Below are 19983 nucleotides of genomic sequence, written 5' to 3' on the forward strand. Positions count from 1 at the left end.
GATAGCCGGCGCCTCTTCACAAACGATTCGCCATGCGCCGACTCGCCCTTCCGTTCGCCGTCGCCCTGATCGCCGGCTCCATCGCCACCGCCCGCGCCACGCCGGCCGCGCCGACGATGTCGCCCGCGCCGCCACCGGCCGTCCAGACCGCGACGACGCCGTCGACCGCTCAGGAGCCGCCGCTCAACCCGGGCAGCAGCGTCGTGCTGCGCTCGTTCCGGTCGGCGTCGCTGAAGCGCGACTGGTCGTACACGGTCTACCTGCCGCCCGGCTACAACCCGGAAGGCGCGCGCTACCCGGTGATGTACCTGCTGCATGGCAACGCGGGCAACGCGAACGACTGGATCACGCAGGGCCGGCTGCAGGCCACCACCGATACGCTGATCGAGCGCCGCGAGATTCCGCCCGTCGTGATCGTCATGCCGCAGGGCGGCACCGACTGGTACGTCGACCGCAAGGAGAAGATGCAGAGCGCGTTCCTCAACGACCTGCTGCCTGAAGTCGAAGCGCATTTCGCGGTGTCGAACCAGCGCGCCGGCCGCGCGATCGGCGGCGTGTCGATGGGCGGCTTCGGCGCGCTGCGCTTCTCGCTGCTCGAACCCGGGCTGTTCTGCGGCGCGATGCTGCTGAGCCCCGCGATCTACGCGAACGAGCCGCCGCTCAATTCCGCCGCGCGCTACGTCGGCGTGTTCGGCGACCGGCAGTTCGACTCGCGCGTGTGGCACGAACTCAACTACCCGGCGCTGATGCGCGGTTATTTCGCGCGCAGCTGGCGCGTGCCGATGTTCATCGCGGCCGGCGACGACGACCTGACGATCCAGGCGGAATCGAGCGTGCTGTACACGCAACTGCGCCGCGCGCAGAACCCGGCCGAGCTGCGCATCGTCGACGGCGGGCATACGTGGGACGTGTGGCGCGGATTGCTCGGGCAGGGGTTGAAGTACGCGCTCGAATGCGTGAAGTGACGGTCAGTCCGAACGGGCTCGCGATTGTGTCGCGTCGCCCGGACGGAATAGGTTGTTCGGCAAAACGCGCGGCGGCGGCGTCCTGCTATGCCCCTGTCACGACGCGACGAATGGCGCGACCAGTTGCCCGAACGCCCCGCTCTGATAAGCGCTGATCCTGTCGTCGAGCTGCGCGCGCGTATTCATCACGAACGGACCGTGCCTGACGATCGGCTCCCGTAACGCCGCACCGGACAGCACGACGAAGTGCGCATCGTCGTCGGCGATCACGCGAATCCACGCACCATCGGCCGAAGCCTCGCGATCGAACGTGATCCCGACGGCCTCGCCGGCCTTCAGGCTGCGCGCCGCCCCCGCGGCCTCCACGCGCAGCGTCCCGGATACCGCATGGATCGTCGCGTTCCAGCCACGCGGCAGCACGTGGTCGAACGACGATGCGTGTGACAGGAATCCGTCCAGCAACGTGAACGGCTCGGGGAGCTTCGCGGTGACGGGCGCGCTCACGCCGTTGCTGCTGCCCGACACGACGCGCACGCGCACGCCGGGCGCCGTGAATTCCGGGATGTCATGCGGCTCGACATGGACCGCATAGGGTGCGTCGTACTTCCGTGCGGCCGGCAGGTTCACGAAAATCTGCAGCGCATGGACACGATGCCCGTCGCCTTCCGGCTGCTCCGTATGCACGGCGCCGCGGCCGGCGGCAAACCAGTGCAGCGCGCCCGGATCGATCGGCCCGTGGTTGCCGAGCGAGTCGTAGTTGACGTGCGCGCCCGTCGCATCCTCGAACACATACGTCACGGCCGAGATGCCCGCATGCGGGTGCGGCTCGAACGTCGGCCCCGTCATCTGGAAGTGGTCGAGCATGACGACCGGGTCCATCGCCCCGTCGAACATGCCCTCGTCGAAATGCTTCGCGCTGAATGATGCGCCGATCGCCAAATCGCGGCCGGCAATGACGCGCGACATGCGCACAAATGCGTTCATCGTCCTGCTCCGTCGTGGATAACCGATTCCGTCACGATCACCGGGCGAGGACGGCACGCGCCCTCGCCGGCCCGCGATACTGCTTGCTCCATTACTTGCCCGACGCGCTCTTGAGCTGCCAGACCAGGTTCGCGAACGGCATGTCGAGGTCCGCATACACTTCCTGCGCCTTCGGATCGTCGTTGCCGTGCAGCAGCTCGACGCCCACCGTCGCGTAGTCGGTCACGGGGATGCCGGCGCCCGCGAGGCGCTGCAACCCGGCCGTGCGCTTCGCGTCGCTGAACGTGCCGGACGCGTCGAGCACCACGCGCGGGTCGTAGCCGGCGGCCTTGAGCGCCAGCGCCGGGAACGTCGCGCACACCTCCAGCGACACGCCGGCGATGACCACCTGCTTGCGACCCGTCTTCTCGATCGCGGCCCGCACGTTCGGGTCGTCCCACGCGTTGATCGACGTGCGGCTGATCACCGGCACGCCGGGCAGTGCCGCCTTCAGTTCGGGGATGGTCGGCCCCCACATGCCGTCGGGCATCGTCGCGGTGACGATCACCGGGATGCCGAGCGTCCTCGCGACCTTCGCGAGCGCGACCACGTTGTGCCGGAGCTGCCCGACGTCGATGTCGCGTACGCCCGTGAACAGGCCGACCTGGTGGTCGACGAGCACCAGCACGGTGTTGTCGCGCGACAGCAGCGAATACGGCGCGCCTGACGGAGCGACGGCGGCCGGTGCGGATACCGGGGCGGCTTCGGCGGCCAGCGCCGTCGCGCCGGCCGTGCCGGCGAACGCCATTGCGACAACCGCGGCTTTCAGAAGGGAGAAGCGGGAGATGCGTTTCATGATGTCTTTCCTCACGTTGACGTCGGGATGACGGATCGGCGAATCGATGTGTCTGCCGAATCGCCCGGTGCCTGTCAGCGCCGGTTGGAAAGAATGATATTTACGCAACGACAAACGATAAATACACTACAGATCAACCCATCGTTTCCATACGGAAACGATCCATCGACGTGCCCTCCCTGGCGAACCCCGAATGAATCCGGCTTCCTCCGATCTGAACGACCTTTACCTGTTCGCGAAGGTCATCGAGCATCGCGGCTTCACCGCGGCGGGCGACGCGCTCCGTGTCAGCAAGTCGCATATCTCCCGGCGCATCACCGACCTGGAGGCCCGTCTCGGCACCCGGCTGCTGCATCGAACCTCGCGCCGGCTCAGCCTCACGGACGCCGGCGAAGCGCTCTACGTGCATTGCCGCGCGATGATCGACGAGGCGCTGGCCGGCGAAGAAGCCGTGCGACGCCGCACCGCCGAGCCGTCGGGGCTGGTGCGCGCGAGCATGCCGGTGGCGATCACGGATATCGTGCTGGCCGGCCTGCTGCCCCGTTTCATGCAGCGCCATCCGAAGGTGCGGCTCGCGCTGCAGGCGAGCCATCGGCAGGTCGACCTCATCGACGAGCACATCGACGTCGCGATTCGCGGGCTGGGTTTCGACGTCGAATCGTCCAGCCTGGTCCAGGTTCCGCTGTGCACGGCGCGTTGGGGGCTGGTCGCCAGCCCTGCGTATCTGGCCGCGACCGGTCCGATCGACACGCCCGACGCCCTCCCCGAAGACGACTTCCTGATCCATGCGCCGATCGGCGACCCGGCCGCCGCGCTGCGGCTGATCGGCGCGAACGCCGACGTCGTCACGCGAACGATCCGGCCGCGCGTGCAGAGCGACAACGTCGCCACGCTGAAAGAGGCCGCGCTGGCCGGCATGGGGATCGCGAGCCTGCCGCTGTATGCATGCCGCGCCGAGATCGCGGCCGGTGCGCTGCAGGTCGTGCTGCCGACGTGGCGCTCGCGGGAAGGACGGCTCGTGCTGCTGTTCCCGACACGTCGCGGCATGATGCCGGCCGTGCGCGCGCTGGTCGATTTTCTGAAGGAAGAACTGCCGCCGTTGCTGGGCTGAATCGCTCGGGCGCGTGGTGCGATGGGCCGGGTCCGCGGCGAACCGGCTTCACGCCAGCTCGGCCGCCTTCGTCCGGGCGGGCCGATTCAAAGCCACGTACCACCCTGCCGCTCGCTCGGTTCCTCGGCGAGCGCGTCGAAATCGTGAATCCAGTCAAGGTGATGCAGCACGCTGTCGCGCTCGGCAAGACGCGCGTTGCGCGCCTGCGCGGCCGGCCCGTCGGGCAGGTGCAGCACGTCGGCCGCGGAGATCGACGCGTACTGCACCTTGCGCGTCCGGCCGCGACGCAGGCGCTCGTACGCCTCCTGCGCTTCGCGCCAGTTGCCGGGGCCGGCCTTCGCCAGTTGCGCCGCCAGCACCACCGCGTCCTCGATCGATTGATTCGCGCCCTGCCCGTGGTGCGGCACCAGCGCATGCGCGGCGTCGCCGATCAGCGTCACGCGCCCGCGGCTCCAGCGGCCGAGCGGCGGACGATGGAACAGCCCCCAGCGCTGGCTGATCGGCACGGCGGTGATCATCTGCACCACCGCCGGATGCCAGTCCCTGAACACGCGCAATTGCTCGCCCTCCTCCGACGGCATGACCCAGTCGCGCGACGGCCACGGTGACGGATGCCGCTCGACCAGCAGGAAATTCTGGTCGCCGTGGTCGCCGATCGGATAGTGCAGCAGATGTCCGTGCGGCCCGACCCAGAACTGGATCGTGTCGGGATCGGGCAGCAGGTCCATGCGTGCGGCCGGCACCACGCCGCGAAAGCCCGAGCAGCCCGAATACAGCACATCGTCGTAGCCGAGCATCCAGCGACGCGTGATCGAGCGCGCGCCGTCCGCGCCGATCACAAGATCGGCTTCGACGTGCGCGCCGTTGTCGAACGACAGCGTGACGCGATCGGCGTGCTGCGCGAGATCGACCAGCCGATGGCCGAGATGGATGCAATCGGCGCCGACCGCCTTCGACAGTACCGCCTGCAGATCCGCGCGATGCACGCCCCAGTACGCGCCGCCGAATTGCCGGCGATAGTCGGGATCGCCACGATGATGGCCGATCACCGCGCCGCTGCGCCCGTCGCGATAGACGAGGCCTGGGATGTCCGCGCACACCGCGTCGAACGCCTCGCGCAAACCCATGCGTTCGTAGAAGCGCGTCGCGTTGGCCGACAGCGCGACGGCCGCGCCGACTTCGCGCAGTTCGTCGGTTTGCTCGTAGAGCTGCGCGTCGATGCCGTGCTCGCGCAATGCGAGCGCGAGCGTCAGGCCGCCGATGCCGGCGCCGACGATCGCGATCTTCAGGTTCGTCTGCATGATGAGGATGTCTCCGATATTCAGATGTAGGGTCTGCGTGCTGCGCAGCGGTCATGTCGAATGCATGCGCCGTATCGGTAGTTTCAGGAGTAGACATTCATCCCGCAATAAAATGAAATGAATCTGCTTCATCACTGGATGCAATGAGCGCGGCAACGCGAAACCCATGGAACTGAGCGATATCGACCTCAACCTGCTGCTGCTTTTCCAGCGGCTGATGCAGGAGCGGCGCGTGTCGAGCGTCGCCGAGCAGATGAACATGAGCCAGCCGGGTGTCAGCAACGCGCTTGCAAAGCTGCGCCGCCGGCTCGGCGATCCGCTGTTCGTGCGCGGGCCGGGCGGCGTCGTGCCGACGCCGTTCGCGCTGCGGCTGGCGGAACCCGTTTCGCACGCGCTCGCGACGCTGCACGCCGCGCTCAATCCCGAGACCGGTTTCGATCCGCTGCGCGCCACGCGTACGCTGACGATCGGCATGACCGATATCGGCGAAGTCGTGTTCCTGCCCGCGCTGCTCGAACACCTGTCGCAAGCGGCGCCGGGCATCGCGCTCAATACCGTACGCAACACGAGCGTCAACCTCGGCGACGAAATGGCCGACGGCCGCGTCGACCTCGCGATCGGCCTGCTGCCGCAACTCAAGGGCGGGTTCTATCAGCGTCGGCTGTTCGATCAGCGTTATGTGTGCCTGTTCCGCCGCGGGCATCCGCTCGAGGACGCACCGCTGACGGTCGATACGTGGCGCAACGCCGAGCACCTGGTCGTGGTATCGGCCGGCACCGGTCACGGGCAGGTGGACGAATGGCTGAAGCGGCGCCGCGTGACGCGCCAGGTGCGGCTGACGGTGCCGCATTTCATGAGCGTGGGCTATATCCTGCAGCGCACCGACCTGATCGCGACCGTGCCCGAGCATCTCGCGCTGCAGCTCGCCGCGCCGTTCTCGCTCGGCTGGCGCGCGTTGCCCGTCACGCTGCCGGGCGCGCCGATTCATATGCTGTGGCACACGCGGGTCAATCAGGACGAAGGGAACCGCTGGCTGCGCGACGTGGTGGTCGATCTGTTCGCGGAGACGGGCGCGTGGGCGAAGAAGGCGGTGCCCGGGCGGAAGAAATAGGCGTGGTGATCGTCAATCACGGAGAGCGGAGCCCATGAATCCCAGACGCGTGCATACGCTCTATCTCAAGCATCGCCCCGACGTCGATCTCGTCAAATGCGAGTGGATACATCTGCTGTCGAGCGGCAGTATCGATCGCGACCTGCTTCGGAAGATGCTGTCGACGATCGGCGTCACGGAAGTCGTAATCCACGTTCGCCGCAAGATCGGCGATTGTCTGCCGATCGAACCGGCGATCACCTTTATCGGCGAAAACATCGGCAAAGGCCAGATGCTCGTTTCCGATCGCGCCTTCACGAACTTCGTCGTCGTCGCGCATAACGGCGTGGCCGCGACCTGGCCGCAGTGCCTGACACGCGGCCGGATCGATCTGCTGTCGAGCGCCCCGGACATTTCGACTACATTGCCGAAATGGCGATGACATCGGTCATCGACCGCCTCGCCCGTCTTTCATCAACCAGCAGGAAATCAAGCCATGTCTGTCACGAAGAAATTCGCAGCCGTCACGGGCGCCGGATCCGGAATCGGTCGCGCAGCGGCCATCGCGCTCGCCCAAGCGGGGTTCACCGTCGCGCTGCTTGGACGCACGGAAGAATCGTTGCGCGAAACGCAAGACGCGATCCGCGCCGTCGGCGGCGACGCACAGCTGTTTCCTGCCGACGTCACCGACGAAGCATCGGTCGACCACGCGTTTGAGCAGATCGCGCAGCAGTTCGGCCGGCTGGACGTGCTGTTCAACAATGCCGGACGCAACGCGCCGCCCGTGTCGCTCGGCGACTACGAATTCGACGTGTGGAAAGGTGTCGTCGCGACGAACCTGACGGGCGTCTTTCTCTGCGCGCGGGCCGCATGGCGCGTGATGAAAGCGCAAACGCCGCAGGGTGGCCGGATCATCAACAACGGTTCGATCTCGGCGCACGCGCCGCGCCCCGATACGATCGCGTACACGGCCACCAAGCATGCGGTGACCGGTATCACCAAGTCGCTGGCGCTGGACGGCCGCAAGTACAACATCGCGTGCGGCCAGATCGACATCGGCAACGCAGCGACGCCGCTCACCGAGCGGATGACGCAAGGCGTTCCGCAGGCCGATGGCAGCCTGGCGCCCGAAGCGCGCATGGACGTCACGCATGTCGCGAACGCGGTCGTCCAGATGGCGAACCTGCCGCTGGACACGAACATCCTGAACATGACGATCATGGCGACCGCGATGCCGTTCGTGGGGCGCGGGTAAGCGCGTGCAGTGGTTCGCACCGGGAGGCGCCACCCACCACGGCGGATGATGTCTCCCGGACGTCCCCGCCCCCCGGTCGCTCAGGCCAGGGCCTGCGTCCGCTGCCGGACTTCGCGCTGGTCGATACCCAGCCGTGCCGCCAGCCAATCGCAGATGAATTCCTGCCCGAGCGTCGGATTGTCGACCTGACAGTGCGCGGCGCCCGTTTCATCCGGCGCGAACAGCCGGAGTGTCGCGTCGACGCCGTGCGCTTTCGCGTAGTCGTAGGTATCGGTCGCCGTCTTCAGTCCCAGCCAGTCCTCGGTGCCCTGCAGCACCAGATAGGGCACCGGAATCCGGTCGATCACGCCGGCGAGACGGAAATCCCGTGCCTTGTCGACCACGCCCTGCGGCGTCGCGCTGCCGAACACCCATTTCAGGTGCCGCCAGATGAGCCGGTCCGGCGTATCGAGCCAGCTCGCGAACAGCGACGCCATGTCGAACATCACCGAATCCGACACCACCGCCACGATGCGCTTCTCGAACGACGCCGCGCGGGCCGCATAGACGCCGCCGACGCTCGCGCCGTACAACGCGATCCGGCCGGGATCGACGTCGCCGCGCGTGAGCAGGTAATCGACGCACGCGCCGACCGGCACCTCCGTATCGGGGCGGTTCACGATCCCCTGCCGGCGCAGCGTGCCGCCCTGCCCCGGCAGATCGACCAGCAGCAGCGACATGCCGCGCGTCAGCGCGTGCTTGGGCATCTCGTGGAGCAGTTCGTCCTTGTATTCGTCGAGCCCGCCGAATGCGATCACGGCCGGCGAACGCACGTCGCTACCTGCGCACGGGATGAAATACGCATCGAGATGCGCGCCGCCCTCGTACGGTATCCGCACGATCTCGCCGGCCGGCGTCAGCCCTTCGAGATAGCGATGCGAGCAACGTTCGACGCTGTCGAAGCTATCGCGCCGCCGCACGTCGTCATGCGCGAGGTAGAACTCCGACGACCGGTAGTAGTTGGCCGCGCGCAGCCAGTTGCTGCTCGCGGTACGCAAGAAGCCGCGCTCGAACGCGTCGAGCGCGCGCTGCTCGCTGGCCTTCGCGAGCACCTGCCATTCGCGATACCAGCTCTCGGTATCGCCAGGAGTCATCCTCGATGCCGCGCGAAAACACTCGCTGATCAGGCTCGCGCCTTCCTGCGCACCGCCGAGCGTGCGCGCGAACTGGAAACTCAACTCCGGCTCGCCGGGCCATTGCACCCAGCCTTCCGCGCGATATGCGCCATCCATCCGATCGTCTTGCTGATTCATGTCACGCTCTCCGAAATTACTGATACGTAAATTTCTGGCCGTGGCGCCGCGTCGCCGCCTTGATCTCCATCCATCATGTGTACGGCAACGCGTCCTGACAGCCGGGACGAGATGCGTCGTGCACGGCCACGAAATTTACGGATACGTAAATTCAGAGACCAAAAAAACGAGGCACCGAAGATGCCTCGCTTTCGTCACCACAACGCATCGGAAGTGTACGCCGCGATACCGGCCAACGACAAGCGCTGCACATTGCATCACCCGGAATCGCGCCGATGCGGTATATTTTTATTACGTATCGGTAAAAACATTCTCCCCGGTGGACGGTAATGAGCAAGAAAACCCGCGTCGCGTCGCTCCTTTCGGCGCTGCCGATCAAGCCGCGGCGCCGCGAGCACCTGCAGGTTCCCGCCGACCAGATCGGACAGCGGCTGCGCGCGCTGCGGCAGTCGCGCGATCTCACGCTGAACGAGGCAAGCCGGCTAACCGGCGTGCCCGCGGCGACGTTTTCGCGCATCGAGACGAACAAGATGTCGCCGACCTTCGGCGTGCTGCACCGGATCATCGAAGGCATGGGCTTCGACTGGCGCGACGTGCTGACCAACCCACCGCGTCATCGCGCTTCGCTCAGCGTTTGCCACGCGGAAGACATCGTCACGACGCGAATCGCGAATATCCCGTACGAGTACGCGCTGCTGCATCGCGACAGTTCGGCCGGGATGATCACGCTGCGCATGCAGGTCGACGCGCGCACCGTGGACGAAGCCGGCGGGCTCGCCGGTCATGAGGGCGACGAGTTCTGCTATGTGCTGTCGGGCGAACTGGAACTTCATTTCGAGCATGGCGAGCCAACCCGGTTGCGGCCCGGTGAAAGCGCGCTCTTTTCGTCGCATCGGCCGCATGCGTACGTGGCGCCATCGCCGGCCGGCGCGACGCTGCTCGTGGTGCTGACGCCGCCGGGTCACACGCCGGCGAAATCGGTGTCGCCGTAGTCCAGCGCCAGCCGTCGGGCGGCGCGCCCGTCATACGCCGTCAACTCGCCTTGGTTTTCTTGCCGGTGGACCGAGGCTTGCATATGACGAACCGACGACGGTCCTTGCCGCGGATCCAGAGCGGCGCATTGCCGCGCCCGCTCCATTCCTTCCCGCTCTCCGGGTCGCGATACCGCGCCGGCAGCACTTTCACGACATACGAACCCCGGCGGCCATTGCGGCCGACCAGGTCGCGATGCTTGATCGCATAGGTGTCCATCAGCGAGTGAACCTTCTCGATCGCATCGATGCGTTCGCGTGCGCGTGCGCGCTCGATTTCCTCGTCCAGCTCGGACAGCTCGACCACGAGCTGCGCATAGGTCTTGCTCACGCTCATCTTCTGCTTCCTGCATCGCATCCGCATGAGAATCGACATGATTCGCATGACTAACAGACTGTTTCACCACGCCCCGCGAGGGCGGCGTTCGCTTGATCGGCACGCGGCTCGCCTCGGCGCATCGGGTCACGCGACGCGAGGAGAACGACAAGCCGCACTGGCGACATTCCGATGCACAATCCCGCGCCGCGTTTCAAATATCAAGTGATATGTGAAACGCGATCGTAATGGTATCTATCTCAAATATCAACTGATATCCTTCCCGCCATGAACATGGCGCCCCTTCCCCCGCGGCTGAGCCGCGAAGAAAGTCGACTGCAGACCCGTGCACATTTGCTCGCCTCGGCGAAGCGGCTGTTTGTCGATCGCGGTTTCGGCGCCACGTCGCTCCGGGATATCGCGGCCGAGGCCGGTTATACGCAGGGCGCGTTCTATTCGAACTTCGCCAGCAAGGAAGCGCTGTTCGTCGAACTGATGCAGGAGCGCTCGAAGACGCAGGTGGCCGACATCGCCCGGGCGTTGAGCGACCCGTCCGCAACCGGGGACGACATCCTCAATGCGCTGGAAGTCTGGTCGCGGACGGTCGATGCCGAGCCCGAGTGGTCGGTGCTGGGCGTCGAGTTCAAGCTTCAGGGGCGACGCAACCCGGCTTTTGCCGCGGCGTCGCAGGCGTTGCTGGACGCCCACCGCGATGGCCTCGCCTATTGCATCGAGCAGATTTTCACGAGGCTGAAGAGGGTGCCACCCGAATCGCCGGCCGTGCTGGCCGTATCGTTCATGGGGCTTTCGCAAGGCCTGTCGCTGCAGCAGTCGATCCTGACCGAGGTGCCGATCGGGCACATGATCATGGTGTTCCTGCGCAGCCTGCTGGCGTCAGCGGCGCCGGTGCGTTGACCGGCGTGGTGGCGGGCGATTGCCGGAAGAGCCGGCTCCGCGATGGAGCCGGATCGCGAGCAGCAGCGTGCGGCCCGTTGACGTGAATTTATCGCGTCCCGCTTGAAGAACGCCCGTCAAACATCCGCATCCGGAATCCTCGCCGACTGAATCACCACCAGCGTATCCCCCGCCTCGATCCTGCACGGCGGGTCTTCGTAAAACGACTGGATCTTCCCGCAGCGATCGAGCCCGACCACGATCGCGCCCGGCACGACATTGGTCATGCAGCCGATCTCGTGCGGCAACGCCTCGCGCTCGATCAGCGTCGCGCGCCCGCGCGTCGACAGCATGTCATTCACGAACGGCACGATGTAGCGGCTATGCACCGCGTCCGCGAGCAGCAGCGCACCGATCTTCGTCGACGACACGATCACGTCCGCGCCGGCCTGCCGCAGTTGCCGCTGGTACAGGTTCTCCTGGATCCGCACGACGATCTTCGTATCGGGCGCGATGCTGCGCACCGACAGCGTCAACAGGATCGCGGTCGGATCGTCGGTCACCGAGATGATCACGGCCTTCGCCGCGCGCACCTGCGCCTGCTGCAGCAGATCCTCGTGCGCGGGATCGCCGAGCAGCCCCGTCACGCCGAGCGACGTCGCGGCCTCGAGCGCCTGCTGCTGCGAATCGATCACGATGATCGTCGCGGCATCGACGCCGCTCTCGAGCAGCTCGCGCACGGCGATCGACCCCGACAGGCCGTAACCGCACACGACGATGTGATCGGACAATTGCTTTTGCAGGCGTTTCATGCGGAATTCCTCGATGACGCGCTGGATCACGAACTGATATGCCGTGCCCAGGAAAATGAACCAGATGACGATGCGGATCGGCACGATGAAGAACGCATCGAGCAGGCGCGCCCGCGCGGTGACGGGCACGATGTCGCCGTAGCCGACCGTCGCGACGGTGACCATCGTGAAGTACACGAGATCGGCGACGGTCATCGGCGTGCTCTTGGTCGAATCGCGCAGGCCGTCGCGATCGAGATACAGCACGAAGAACGCGAGCATGCACAACAGCACGACCGCGCCGACACGGAACAGCAGCGTGCGCCGCGGCGACGTCGCGGGACGCGTGAACAGCATGCGCGCACGCGGCGCCTGCCACGGATTGCGGGCACGACGCAGGCGGGAGCGCAACGAACGGCGCTTGTCGGAGGGCGAAGCCAACGGGGAATCTCCTGAAGGATGCGGGCTCGATTCTACGACGGGAACGCGGCGATCCGGCCCGACATCATTGCATCGATTCGTCCGTTACAGCATGCTGCGCGGCCGCACCATCGTGCCGTCGACGAAACGCCGCGCGCGGAACGCCGACAGGTCGAGCGACGGCGCCCCCGTGTCGATCCATTCGGCAAGCAGCCGGCCGACGATCGGCCCCATCGCGAAACCGTGGCCGCAGAACCCCGTCGCGATCGCGAGCCCCGACGGCGTCCCCGGCGCATCGATTACCGGAATGCCGTCGGGCAGCACGTCGATCAGGCCGGCCCAGGCCTCGACGATCTGCACATCCTTCAGCGCGGGGAAAATCGCCTTGAGCTTCGCGAGCGCGCGCGGCGCGTGCGCGCGATTCGGCTGCGGCTGCGGATCGCGCGGTTCGATCGGCCCGGTCGCGCCATTGATGCGCGCGAACACGTCGCGCCACGCGGCCGAATTCACGTGCAGCCGGAACTTGTCGCGCTGCGACCAGAACTGCGGCCAGAAGAGACTCAACCCGCGCAGGTGGCCGAGCGTCAGGTCGACGTCGACCTGCATGTCGTCGGCAAGATTGATCGCGCCGTTCTTGCGCTGCCGGATGCCGAGGCCGTGCCCCCACACCGTCGACGCCGATACCGGCGGCACCACATTGGTGCGCATGCAGGTGCCGCGCACGGCCTGCTGCGGCAACCGGATGCCGACGCCGTCGAGCAGCCGGAAACTGGTCGCGCCGGCCGCGCAGATCACGCGCCGCGTGCGGATCGTGCCGCGCTCGGTCGCAACGCCGACGACCGCGCCGCCGGCCGTCTCGATCGCCGTCACGCCGCAGCCTTCGAAGAAGCGCGCGCCGGCCTCGGTGGCACGCGCGGCGAACGCCGCGGCCACGCGGCGCGGCTCGGCCTGCCCGTCGGTCGCGGTGTACAGGCCGCCGAGCGTGCGTGCCTGCGGTGAAAGGCCGCTGACGCGCTCGTCGATCTGCGCGCGCGTCAGCGTGCGCGTGTCGAGCCCGTGCTCGCGCGCGACGCCGAGCCATGCGTTGAACGATGACCAGTCCGTTTCGTTGTCCGCAATATAGAGACAGCCGCCCTGCCGCCACTCGAGATCGAAACCGAGGGTTTCCTCTAACCCCTCCCAGATCCGCATGCCGGCCATCATCAACGGCACCTCGGCGGCTTCGCGGCCCTGCTGCCGCACGAAGCCCCATGCGCGCGTCGACTGCTGTCCGGCGATGCGCGACTTGTCGAGCACGACGGCCTTCAGGCCGCGCAGGCCCAGGTAGTACGCGGCCGCGCAGCCCATGATGCCGGCGCCGGCGACCACGACGTCGGCCTCGGCCGGCAGCGCCGTGTCGGCGCGGGTCAATGCATCGTGCAGCGGATAGGTTGTCGTCATTGTTTCCTGTCGAGCGTTAATGCATCCGGATACGGGCCGTCGCGGTAACGTAGTGACACACCTTTCACAGAAACGCACCGTTCGCGACACGGAATGACGACCATTTTGCGGTAAAGTTATCTTTTCCGCGCGTGGCCGGTCGGCTCGCCATTGGACGTCATGAAGACTGTCCGTCGAGACTGCCGCAAGGCGTCGTTCTGAACGTCACGATCCGTTCCCGTAGCATGACCACTGAAGCAATCACCACGGATTCCCTCGCGGTCGCCGAGCGCGTGCGCGAGCTGATGACCCGCAACGGCATCGGCAAGCGCCAGCAGACCACCGAGTTGTGCCGCATCCTCGATCTGAGTTTCTCGCAAGGCCACCGCAAACTGCGCGGCAGCAGCCCCTGGACACTCGCGCAGATCAAGAAAGTCGCCGAAGCGTACGGCGAACCCGCCGCCCAACTGTTCGGCGCGCAGACGCTCGACCCCGGCATGGTCGGCGCGTATTCGCAGGAGGCCGTACTGTACGCGGGCGTCGCCGAGATTCCCTGCACCGCATGGATTGGCGCGCCGCTCGAAGCCGGCGCGCGCCCCGAGTTCGTCGCGTACGAACAGAACGGCCGCTGGCGCGTGCTGCGCCACACCGGCGTGCTGTACCAGAACGCGTACGACGTGCACAAGATCGAAATCTATCCGCGCCGCGCGGAGAGCGACAAGCTCGTCGTCGCCGTGATCGACCCCGATCGCGTCAGCGCGACCGAGCTGTGCCGCTATCTCGAGCGGCAGGGCTTCGCGACGGCCGCGTTCGACGGTCTCGCGGCGTTCGTCGACGCGCTGCAGGGCCAGGCGTTCGACGCGGTCCTGACCGAATGGCTGTTCGACGACGGCACGGCCGCCACCGCGATCAAGGCCGTGCGCACGTCCGACAACCCGGGCGCGCCGATCTTCGTGCTGACGGGCGACCTGCTCACCGGCCGCGCGAGCGAGGCCGACATCAGCGAAGTGATCCGCGCGTTCGACGTCGTCTGCTACGAAAAACCCGCGCGCATGGCGATCCTCAGCGCCGATCTCGCGAAACGGCTCACGCGCGGGTAACAATCGCCCACCTTCCGGACGCACGGCGTCCGTGCGGGCCGTGCGGCCGTGAACAGGTTCCTCAGTACAATAGCCGCACCTGTTCACGCGTACGCCGCCCGACTCCATGGCCCGCCTCATTCCCGACGACTGGAAAAGCCTCGCCGCGACCGGCGCGGCCGAACGCGAGCGCGAAACGCTCGCTGCCCTCGAACACGCGCTGCCGGACAGCTACACCGTGTATCACGGCGTGCACTGGACGCGCGCCGACCAGGCCTTCTCGGTGTTCGGCGAGGCCGCGTTCGTCGTCGTGAGCCCGGCCGGCCGCGTGCTGCTGATCGAGCAGAAGGCCGGCTTCCTGCGCGAAACGCCGAAGGGGCTCGTGAAGGTCTACCTGCAGAAGGAGCGCAATGTTCCGATCCAGCTCGCGCGTACGCAGGAAACGCTGCACCGGCGGCTGACGGCTGCGCTCGGCGCGGGCGTCTACGGCGTCGAGGCGCTGCTGTACTGCCCCGACTACACGATCCGCCAGGCATCGATCGCCGGCGTCGCGGCCGACCGCATCGTCGACGCGTCGCGCAAGGCGCAGCTCGCGCAGGTGATCCTGCAGATCCTGCCCGAGGACGACGAACACTTTCCGAACGCGTCGAAGCTCCACCATTTCCTCGCGGACGAGCTGGCGCTCACGCCCGACACGAGCGCGCTCGTCGGGCAGGCCGGCACGCTCGTCACGCGGCTGTCGGGCGGGCTCGCCGCGTGGGCGCGCCAGCTCGAATTCGCGCCGTTCCGGCTGCGCGTCACCGGCACGGCCGGCTCGGGCAAGACGCAGCTCGCGGTGCAGGCGATGCGCGATGCCGTCGCCGCCGGCAAGCGCGTGCTGTACGTGTGCTTCAACCGGCCGCTCGCCGACTACATCGCGCGCATCGCGCCGCCCGGCGCGAAGATCGCGAACTACCACCAGTTGTGCGATTGGGTCGCGCGCGACGGCGGCTATACGCCCGACTTCCAGGTACCCGGCGAATTCGAGCGGCTCGAGACGCGCTTCGCGCAAACACCGATCCCCGAGCACTGGCGCTTCGACGTGCTGGTCGTCGACGAGGGGCAGGATTTCCATGCGCCGTGGGCGGCCACACTGGAGCGCCTGCTGGCGCCGGACGGCGCATGGTGGTGGCTGGAAGATCCGCTGCAGAACCTGTACATGCGCGAACCCGTCGCGCTGCCCGGCTGGGTCACGCTGAAAGCGCTCACGAACTACCGCAGCCCGCGCGATTTGCTGGAATTCGTGCGCGACGTCGTCGGCCGCGTCGAACCGCTCGCGACCGAACTGCGCTCGGGCAGCCCGTTCGACGGTTCGGATCCGTCGGTGTCGGCATACGGGGAAGAAGGTGCGTCGGGCGACGCGTTGGCGGAAGCCTGCATCGACGCGACCAAGCGCGCGATCACGCAGGCGCTGTCGCTCGGCTTCCGCAAGCAGGACATCGCGGTGCTGTCGTATCGCGGCCGCGAAGGCTCGGTGCTCGCGCCGCTCGACCAGCTCGGCCCGCACCGGATCAAGAGCTTCACCGGCAAGTACGACCTGTTCGGCAACCCCGAATATCGCGAAGGCGACGTGCTGCTCGATTCGATCTACCGCTTCAAGGGCCAGTCGGCGCCGTGCGTGATCCTCACCGAAGTCGACTTCGATACGCTCGACGCGCGCGCCGCGCGCAAGCTGTTCGTCGGCGCGACGCGCGCGACGATGAAGCTGCTGATCGTTGCGTCGTCGCGCGCGGCCGCGCAGCTCACGGACGTCTGACGCGGCGGGCGGGCGAACGCCTCGTCAGCGCCCGCCTTTCGTCCATTCATCAAGCGACGCGGAACGCTCCCACTGCGCGGCGCAGCCCGTCGGCCTGCTCCTCGAGCGACGCGGCAGCCGCCGCGGCTTGCTCGACCAGCGCCGCGTTCTGCTGCGACACCTGGTCCATCTGCGACACCGCGCGGTTCACCTGCTCGATCCCGTCGCGCTGCTCGCTCGACGCCGCCGCGATCTCCGTCATGATGCCCGTCACGCGCCCGATCGCCTGCTGGATGTCCTGCATCGTCGTGCCGGCCATACTGACGAGCCGCGAGCCGGTCGCGACGCGCTCGACCGATTCGCCGATCAGCGTCCGGATTTCCTTCGCCGCGGACGCCGAGCGTTGCGCGAGCGTGCGCACCTCGCCCGCGACCACCGCGAAACCGCGGCCCTGCTCGCCCGCGCGCGCGGCTTCGACCGCCGCATTCAGCGCAAGGATGTTGGTCTGGAACGCGATCCCCTCGATCGTGCCGATGATGTCGGCGACCTTCTGCGAGCTGTGGTCGATCTCGTTCATCGTGCCGATCACCTCGCCGACCACCGTCGCGCCGCGCGTCGCGATCTCGCTCGCGCTGTCCGCACAGGCCTGCGCCTCGAGCGCATGGTCGGCGTTCTGCTTCACGGTGGCCGTCAGCTGCTCCATGCTCGCGGCCGTCTCCTGCAGCGCGGACGCCTGTTCCTCGGTGCGCTGCGACAGGTCGGTGTTGCCGGCCGCGATCTGGTGCGTCGCCGTCGAGATGGCTTCGGAACCCTGGCTGACCTGGCGCACCGTGTCCGCGAGACTGCGCTGCATGCCCGTCACGCCCTTGACCAGTTCGGCCATCTCGTCGCGCGACGACCAGCGCACTTCCGACGTCAGGTCGCCGTCCGACAGGCGGCGGAAATGCGACAGCAGCCGGTTCACGGGCTGCGTGATCGCGAAATGCAGGCCGATCGCGCAGCCGAGGCACGCGGCCAGGCCGAACGCGATGCCCGCGATCGCGCCCGCGCGCATCCAGCCGTAATAGGTCTGCGCGGTGTCGTAGACATCCTTGCCGCGCGCGACCTGGTAAGCATCGAGCGCATCGGTCGCCTGCGTGAGCGCGACCGACAGCGGCGGCGCAACCGTCATCAGCAGTCGGTCGGCCTCGTCGCGCCGGCCGTCGCGGATCGCGTCGATCAGCGGCTTCAGCCCCTGCCCGATCAGCGCCTGGCGCGCGGCGTCGAGACGGCTCGCGAGCGGGCCTTCGTCGCCGTCGTGCGGCATCGCCGCGTAACCGCGCCACGCGGTGTCGGCCTTCGCGAGATAGCTCTCGGCCTTCTTGACGAGATCGGGCACTTCCGGCGCCTCCGGATGCAGCAGCGCGCGGTCGAGCGTCGTGCGCACGATCGTCAGGTTCAGGCTCGCCGCGGACAGCGCGGTCTTCGCAGCCAGTTGCTGCGTATAGGCTTCGTCGAGCGCTCGGTTCGAGCTCTGCATGCCGGCGAGGCCGATCAGCCCCGACACGACGAGCAGCACGGCGACGAGACCGAGCGTGGAGAAGATCCGCGTACGGATCGAGAAACGGGAAAACAGGGCGTTCAGGTTCATGACGGGCGTGAGCGATGAAAAGTGCCGCGGCAATCGGTCCGCAGCACTCTGGATTACGGTTTGCCTGCAGAAAACTTGAGTCCGTCCCTGCTTTTCGTCTGATCACGGTCAATTTTTCGCGTCGGCAATCTCCTGTTACGGTTGCAACACATCAAGGCTGGGCAGAAATTGACTAGGCAATCATCCATGGTTATATTTCCGAACAATTCCCTGCCATGGCAGATATTCCGATGACCACCAACACCCTCCTTACCCAGCCGGCTGCCGAAGCGGCCCGCCGCGACGCACCGACCGCGCTGATCGTCGCCGCGCTGCTGCTCGTCATGCTGCTGTCCGCGCTCGACCAGACGATCGTGTCGACCGCGCTGCCGACGATCGTCGGCGAGCTCGGCGGCCTCGACCAGTTGTCGTGGGTCGTCACCGCGTACCTGCTGTCGTCCACCGTCGTGCTGCCGCTGTACGGCAAACTCGGCGACCTGTACGGCCGCAAGATCGTGCTGCAGGCCGCGATCGTGCTGTTCCTCGCCGGCTCCGCGCTGTGCGGCGTCGCGCAGGACATGACGCAGCTGATCGTGCTGCGGGCGCTGCAGGGGCTCGGCGGCGGCGGCCTGATGGTCGTCACGATGGCGGCGATCGGCGATCTGGTTCCGCCCGATCGCCGGGCGCGCTATCAGGGGATGTTCGGCGGCGTCTACGGCCTCGCGACCATCATCGGCCCGCTGCTCGGCGGCTTCCTGGTCGAGCACCTGTCGTGGCGCTGGATCTTCACGATCAACCTGCCGCTCGGCTTTCTCGCGCTCGCGGTGATCGGCATCGCGTTCCGGCCGCACACCGCGCACGTGAAGCACCGGATCGACTACATGGGCGCGGCGTTCCTCGCGACCGCCCTCACCTGCGTGATCCTGTTCACGAGCGAAGGCGGCTCGCTGCTGCCGTGGACGTCGCCGCAACTGTGGATGACGCTCGTGCTCGGCCTCGTCGCAATCGGCGGCTTCATCTACGAAGAACGGCTCGCGGCCGAGCCGATCATCCCGCTCGAGCTGTTCCGCCGTCGCACCTTCGTGCTGGTCAGCCTGATCGGTTTCGTGGTCGGCACCGCGCTGTTCGGCTCGGTTACGTTCATTCCGCTCTACCTGCAAGTCGTGAAGGGCTCGACGCCGTCGCAGGCCGGCATGCAGTTGCTGCCGATGATGGGCGGGATGCTCGCGATGTCGGTGATCAGCGGCCGACTGATCTCGCGGCTCGGCTCGTACCGGATGTTTCCGATCGCGGGCACGCTGATCGGCGGGATCGCGCTGGCGCTGCTGTCGACGCTGACGCTCGATACGCCGCTGCATACGATGTACGCCTACATGGCGCTGCTCGGGATCGGCCTCGGGATGGTGATGCCCGTGCTCACGCTCGCGGTGCAGAACACGGTCGAGTTCCGGCACATGGGCGTCGCGACATCGGGCGCGACATTGTTCCGCTCGATCGGCAGCTCGATCGGCGTCGCGGCATTCGGCGCGCTGTTCTCGCACGGGCTGCAATCGCGGATGCTGCAGGCGCTGCCGGCCGGCACGGAGTTGCCGCCCGCGCTCGGCCCGGGGGCCGTGCACCAGTTGCCGGACGCGGTGCGCGACGTGTACCTGCATGCGTTTTCGGGCTCGCTGCATGTCGTGTATCTCGCGGCGGCCATCGTGGTTGCGATCGCGTTCGTGCTCGCGTGGTTCGTCGAGGATGCGCCGCTGCGCAAGCACAACTGACTGGCTGCCGCGGCAGCACCGTGGTGCGACCGTCAGGCCGCATCGCGATCG

General features: G+C 67.2%; 18 protein-coding genes. 10 read left to right on the forward strand and 8 right to left on the reverse strand.

Annotated features, from left to right (window positions below; genetic code table 11):
* Window positions 1-32: 32 nt before the first annotated feature.
* A complete protein-coding gene (locus ACN22W_RS23695) occupies window positions 33-965 on the forward strand; it encodes an alpha/beta hydrolase (protein WP_412024319.1) in 933 nt (310 codons plus the stop codon).
* A gap of 96 nt (window positions 966-1061) precedes the next feature.
* Here ACN22W_RS23695 and ACN22W_RS23700 read toward each other — a convergent pair whose 3' ends face one another.
* Entirely contained in the window at window positions 1062-1949 is an 888-nt protein-coding gene (locus ACN22W_RS23700; RefSeq protein WP_419689622.1) for a pirin family protein, read from the reverse strand.
* 91 nt (window positions 1950-2040) lie between these two features.
* Window positions 2041-2784: an isochorismatase family protein gene (locus tag ACN22W_RS23705; RefSeq protein WP_419689623.1), complete on the reverse strand. Its 744-nt coding sequence runs from the start codon at window positions 2782-2784 to the stop codon at window positions 2041-2043.
* Window positions 2785-2977: 193 nt separating this feature from the next.
* On the opposite strand from ACN22W_RS23705, the gene ACN22W_RS23710 reads away from it, so the two are divergent.
* A complete protein-coding gene (locus ACN22W_RS23710; RefSeq protein ID WP_419689624.1) occupies window positions 2978-3895 on the forward strand; it encodes a LysR substrate-binding domain-containing protein in 918 nt (305 codons plus the stop codon).
* An 86-nt stretch (window positions 3896-3981) separates the two neighbouring features.
* Here the strand turns inward: ACN22W_RS23710 and ACN22W_RS23715 are convergent, their stop codons facing one another.
* Entirely contained in the window at window positions 3982-5196 is a 1215-nt protein-coding gene (locus tag ACN22W_RS23715; protein ID WP_419689625.1) for an FAD-dependent monooxygenase, read from the reverse strand.
* Window positions 5197-5362: 166 nt separating this feature from the next.
* Here ACN22W_RS23715 and ACN22W_RS23720 point away from each other — a divergent pair, with 166 nt between their 5' ends.
* The 3 genes from ACN22W_RS23720 to ACN22W_RS23730 are packed head-to-tail and all read left to right on the forward strand — an operon-like array spanning window position 5363 to window position 7541.
* Window positions 5363-6307 carry a LysR family transcriptional regulator gene (locus ACN22W_RS23720; RefSeq protein WP_419689626.1) on the forward strand — a complete coding sequence of 315 codons (945 nt, stop codon included), beginning with the start codon at window positions 5363-5365 and terminating at the stop codon, window positions 6305-6307.
* A 34-nt stretch (window positions 6308-6341) separates the two neighbouring features.
* Entirely contained in the window at window positions 6342-6728 is a 387-nt protein-coding gene (locus ACN22W_RS23725) for a hypothetical protein (RefSeq protein WP_419689627.1), read from the forward strand.
* Window positions 6729-6782: 54 nt separating this feature from the next.
* Entirely contained in the window at window positions 6783-7541 is a 759-nt protein-coding gene (locus ACN22W_RS23730) for an SDR family oxidoreductase (protein WP_419689628.1), read from the forward strand.
* An 80-nt stretch (window positions 7542-7621) separates the two neighbouring features.
* On the opposite strand, the gene ACN22W_RS23735 is transcribed toward ACN22W_RS23730, so the two are convergent.
* On the reverse strand, window positions 7622-8833 hold the full coding sequence (locus tag ACN22W_RS23735) for an alpha/beta hydrolase family protein (RefSeq protein ID WP_419689629.1): 1212 nt from the start codon (window positions 8831-8833) through the stop codon (window positions 7622-7624).
* A 329-nt stretch (window positions 8834-9162) separates the two neighbouring features.
* On the opposite strand from ACN22W_RS23735, the gene ACN22W_RS23740 reads away from it, so the two are divergent.
* Entirely contained in the window at window positions 9163-9825 is a 663-nt protein-coding gene (locus tag ACN22W_RS23740) for a helix-turn-helix domain-containing protein (RefSeq protein WP_048247466.1), read from the forward strand.
* Window positions 9826-9865: 40 nt separating this feature from the next.
* Here the strand turns inward: ACN22W_RS23740 and ACN22W_RS23745 are convergent, their stop codons facing one another.
* Entirely contained in the window at window positions 9866-10201 is a 336-nt protein-coding gene (locus ACN22W_RS23745) for an H-NS histone family protein (protein WP_419689630.1), read from the reverse strand.
* Between the two features lie 267 nt (window positions 10202-10468).
* Here ACN22W_RS23745 and ACN22W_RS23750 point away from each other — a divergent pair, with 267 nt between their 5' ends.
* A complete protein-coding gene (locus ACN22W_RS23750) occupies window positions 10469-11095 on the forward strand; it encodes a TetR/AcrR family transcriptional regulator (RefSeq protein ID WP_419689631.1) in 627 nt (208 codons plus the stop codon).
* A gap of 116 nt (window positions 11096-11211) precedes the next feature.
* Here the strand turns inward: ACN22W_RS23750 and ACN22W_RS23755 are convergent, their stop codons facing one another.
* Together ACN22W_RS23755 and ACN22W_RS23760 are read right to left on the reverse strand one after the other, a co-directional pair.
* A complete protein-coding gene (locus ACN22W_RS23755; RefSeq protein ID WP_129515175.1) occupies window positions 11212-12306 on the reverse strand; it encodes a potassium channel family protein in 1095 nt (364 codons plus the stop codon).
* Between the two features lie 84 nt (window positions 12307-12390).
* A complete protein-coding gene (locus ACN22W_RS23760; protein ID WP_419689632.1) occupies window positions 12391-13725 on the reverse strand; it encodes an NAD(P)/FAD-dependent oxidoreductase in 1335 nt (444 codons plus the stop codon).
* Between the two features lie 224 nt (window positions 13726-13949).
* Between ACN22W_RS23760 and ACN22W_RS23765 the strand changes: the two genes are divergently transcribed.
* Together ACN22W_RS23765 and ACN22W_RS23770 are read left to right on the forward strand one after the other, a co-directional pair.
* Window positions 13950-14804, forward strand: coding sequence for a helix-turn-helix domain-containing protein (locus ACN22W_RS23765; RefSeq protein WP_011547464.1), 855 nt, complete (start codon window positions 13950-13952; stop codon window positions 14802-14804).
* 106 nt (window positions 14805-14910) lie between these two features.
* On the forward strand, window positions 14911-16578 hold the full coding sequence (locus tag ACN22W_RS23770) for an ATP-binding domain-containing protein (RefSeq protein ID WP_419689633.1): 1668 nt from the start codon (window positions 14911-14913) through the stop codon (window positions 16576-16578).
* 49 nt (window positions 16579-16627) lie between these two features.
* Here the strand turns inward: ACN22W_RS23770 and ACN22W_RS23775 are convergent, their stop codons facing one another.
* Window positions 16628-18187 carry a methyl-accepting chemotaxis protein gene (locus ACN22W_RS23775; RefSeq protein WP_419689634.1) on the reverse strand — a complete coding sequence of 520 codons (1560 nt, stop codon included), beginning with the start codon at window positions 18185-18187 and terminating at the stop codon, window positions 16628-16630.
* A gap of 230 nt (window positions 18188-18417) precedes the next feature.
* On the opposite strand from ACN22W_RS23775, the gene ACN22W_RS23780 reads away from it, so the two are divergent.
* On the forward strand, window positions 18418-19932 hold the full coding sequence (locus tag ACN22W_RS23780; RefSeq protein ID WP_419689635.1) for an MDR family MFS transporter: 1515 nt from the start codon (window positions 18418-18420) through the stop codon (window positions 19930-19932).
* Window positions 19933-19983: the final 51 nt, after the last annotated feature.

The organism is Burkholderia theae, assembly GCF_048565265.1.
In the GTDB taxonomy this organism is placed as follows: Bacteria; Pseudomonadota; Gammaproteobacteria; order Burkholderiales; family Burkholderiaceae; genus Burkholderia; species Burkholderia theae.